Below are 2,115 nucleotides of genomic sequence, written 5' to 3'. Positions count from 1 at the left end.
GGAATGGGGAATGGGGAATGGGGCATGGGTAAAAAGGGAGTTAGAGGTGTACGCAGTTTTTTCAAAAATAAAATAGTAATCCTATAGAGGAATGAAATATGAACACATTGTTTAAAGATGTATTCGGTGCATTCAAATTTGTGGAGGAACTTTATGCAGGAATTAAAAAGGTATTAGTTCCACCGAAAGCTTATTCGTGGCAAACATTTATTTATTTGAGTGTTTTTTCTTGGGTACTATCATATTTTGCTACAGGTTATATAAGAGATATAATTGCATTTTGCGGTTGGTTATTTTTAATTTCCGGTACAGCTTGGTATACCACTGAAGACCCGTTGAGGGTTCCTGGTACTTTTATGCCAGTAGGAGCAGTAATTACCGGATTCTTAGTTAGTGTTTTTGCATTTGGAAATCAAGAGGATGTAATTACACCAAGAACAGTTGTTCTTTGGCCGACAATTTCAGCCTTAATTACAGCAATTCCAGAATTCATTGAAGGAACTGATACTGATGCTAAAGTTCAGATTCCTGACCCGGAAGAACGCCAAGCAATCCTGATTCTACTTGCTAGTTGTATGTTGCTAAGTTGTTGGATTCAATTTTACTTTGTGATGGATAATTGGTTACGAGAATATCCCAGTTTGCAAGCAGATAGTTTTAGGCGTAGTACCTTTGTTGTCAGAACAGAAGGCCCAGTAAAAATCCCACAAAACGGTGTTGTAATTCTAGAAAAACTTCAACCACTGATAGAACAGCAAATAGCTGAAAGACCTTGGTCAGAAGTAGAGAGATGGCTACTAGATGCGAAACAACAGGTAGGAAATACAGGTAAGCAAGTTATTGCAAACAACTTAGCGCAATATGAAGAAAAAGAACTGTGGCGTATTGAGCCGCGTGTAGCCAATATTAAGTCTGGTTATATATTAGATTTACTAAGTATTTGGATCGGCCCTAGTTCTAACCCACGCGGATATTACCTGAAGAAATCTTGTCGAGTTGAACCAGTTGCAGCCACCAACAATTCTGGGGATAAAATCACAGTTGCAGAAATTGAATGCGATCGCCTTAGTAAATTTATTGCAGGGCCGCCGCCTCCACAGCAATGAAGAGGAGTGGAGGAGTGGGGGAAAATATTGACCCTTGACTAATGACAAATGACTAATGACAAATGACTAATGACAAATGACAAGTAACTATGAATCTAGGCAGAATTTTTGTACTAGCAAAAAATGTGTTTCAGGAAGTGGTACGCGATCGCATCCTGTATATTATCGGTTTTTATACACTAATAATGGCGATCGCTTTCCGCGTACTTCCTGAATTTGCTGCAACGACTGAAGATAAAATTTTTTTAGACTTTGGGATAGCAGCGACGAGTGCAATTGGTTTAATTGTTGCAATATTTGTGGGTACAGGACTAATTAACAAAGAAATTGAAAAACGCACTGTTTTGATGTTAATTGCCAAACCTGTTAGCCGTAGTGAAATCATTATCGGCAAGTATTTAGGGTTATCCGCAGTGCTAGCCGTACTTGTCGCCGCGATGACAGCGGTTTATCTAGGCTTTTTGCAATTTGGTAACATTTCTAAACCGACGGTAAGTATTCTGATTGCTGCAATTTTCCTATTTTTACAGTTGTCTTTAATCAGTGCTGTGGCTATTGTCTTGGGTGTTTTTACTGGCTCTCTATTAGCAACGGCTTTAACATTCGCCGTTTATTTAATGGGGAATATTACTCAAGATTTGGCACAGCTTGGCCGTCTTAGCCAAAACCCTGGTATGGAACGCCTCACACAAGGCTTGTATCTCATTTTGCCAGATTTATCCAGATTAGACTTGAAAAATGACGCCGTTTATGGTTTGCAAGCACTACCCGATGCAACTGCATTGATTACTAGCGCTGGCTATAGTCTACTGTACAGTGTCATGCTCCTAGCGATCGCTATTCTAGTTTTCTCACAACGTGAATTTTAATTATTTGTCATTTGTCATTTGTCATTTGTCATTTGTAGAGACGTAACTATTCTCTTACGATAAGCCGCTCTCTAAGCGTCTACACGTCTGTACAAGGGACAAGAGTCAAGAATCATTTTCTCCCCCCATGCCCCAAGCCC

At 39.5% G+C, this 2,115-nt stretch carries 2 protein-coding genes; both read left to right on the top strand.

The features are described 5' to 3' along the window. Positions 1-98 precede the first annotated feature (98 nt). Positions 99-1,106, top strand: coding sequence for a septal junction protein FraD (gene fraD / locus IQ246_RS29490; protein ID WP_194006821.1), 1,008 nt, complete (start codon positions 99-101; stop codon positions 1,104-1,106). Between the two features lie 89 nt (positions 1,107-1,195). After that, positions 1,196-1,975 (top strand): ABC transporter permease, encoded by a 780-nt coding sequence (locus IQ246_RS29485; RefSeq protein ID WP_194006820.1) that lies wholly within the window; start codon positions 1,196-1,198, stop codon positions 1,973-1,975. The last annotated feature ends 140 nt before the right edge of the window (positions 1,976-2,115 follow it).

Source organism: aff. Roholtiella sp. LEGE 12411 (assembly GCF_015206995.1).
Taxonomy (GTDB): Bacteria; Cyanobacteriota; Cyanobacteriia; order Cyanobacteriales; family Nostocaceae; genus Komarekiella.
Note: the sequence above shows the minus strand (reverse complement) of the source record. Positions and strands in the feature narration are given on the sequence as shown.